Source organism: Ligilactobacillus acidipiscis DSM 15836 (genome assembly GCF_001435755.1).
GTDB lineage: Bacteria > Bacillota > Bacilli > Lactobacillales > Lactobacillaceae > Ligilactobacillus > Ligilactobacillus acidipiscis.
The window spans coordinates 1-846 of the sequence record NZ_AZFI01000317.1 but is presented as its reverse complement, the minus strand read 5'-3'; the positions used below and the strand labels follow the sequence as shown (position 1 = coordinate 846).

2 protein-coding genes are annotated in these 846 nt (G+C 38.4%); both read right to left on the bottom strand.

The window, feature by feature from the left end:
* Positions 1-274, bottom strand: a 274-nt coding sequence (locus FC65_RS10895) for a flagellin N-terminal helical domain-containing protein (RefSeq protein ID WP_477218335.1), incomplete at its 3' end; no start/stop codon positions are given.
* A gap of 189 nt (positions 275-463) precedes the next feature.
* Positions 464-846, bottom strand: a 383-nt coding sequence (locus tag FC65_RS10890) for a flagellin (protein ID WP_268872490.1), incomplete at its 5' end; no start/stop codon positions are given.

Below are 846 nucleotides of genomic sequence, written 5' to 3'. Positions count from 1 at the left end.
CATTCATCCGGCTCAAGATACTATGAGTTTCGCTCAAAGCACCTTCAGCTGTCTGAATCAAAGAGATCCCATCTTGGGCATTACGCTTAGCTTGTTTCAAACCACCAATCTGAGCCTTCATTTTTTCTGAAATAGCTAAACCTGCGGCATCGTCACCAGCCTTGTTGATGCGCTTACCAGACGAAAGCTTTGCTAATGAATCACTCTTAGAAGCATTTGCAGCGGTTAAACGCGAATAAGTATTCAATGCTGCAACATTTGTATTAATCCTCATTTTAAGTCCCCCTAAATATTTATTGTTGGATATCTTTACACTTATAACTATCGGAACTTATTTAAAATGTTTAAGCCCTAAATTTAGCATTTTTACATAAAAAAACCGGTACAAGAATAATGGTTCTCATACCGGTTATACGTTTCAACATAATCATTCGTTAGGGTAAATTAAATTTGTTTAGAAATATTAACCTTGTAACAAAGAAAGAACACTATTTGGCATTGCATTTGCCTGAGCCAACATTGATGTTGCTGCTTGCGAAAGAATATTAGACTTCGTAAAGTTCATCATTTCTTCAGCCATATCCACGTCTTCGATCCGTGAATTAGCTTCAGAAAGATTTTCTGTTGTGGTGCCCAGGTTATTGATCGTATGGTTTAACCCATTTTGCGCTGCACCCAAATCTGCACGTTGGTCAGAAACTGTATTGATCGCATCAGTTATTTTCTTGATAGAAGCAGATGCATCAACTGCAGTTCCCAATTTGACACTGTCTGCATCAACAGCCAAGGTTTTCGAATCCATCTTTCCAATAGTAATTTCAGCGGTCTGTCCTTCACTGGCACCAA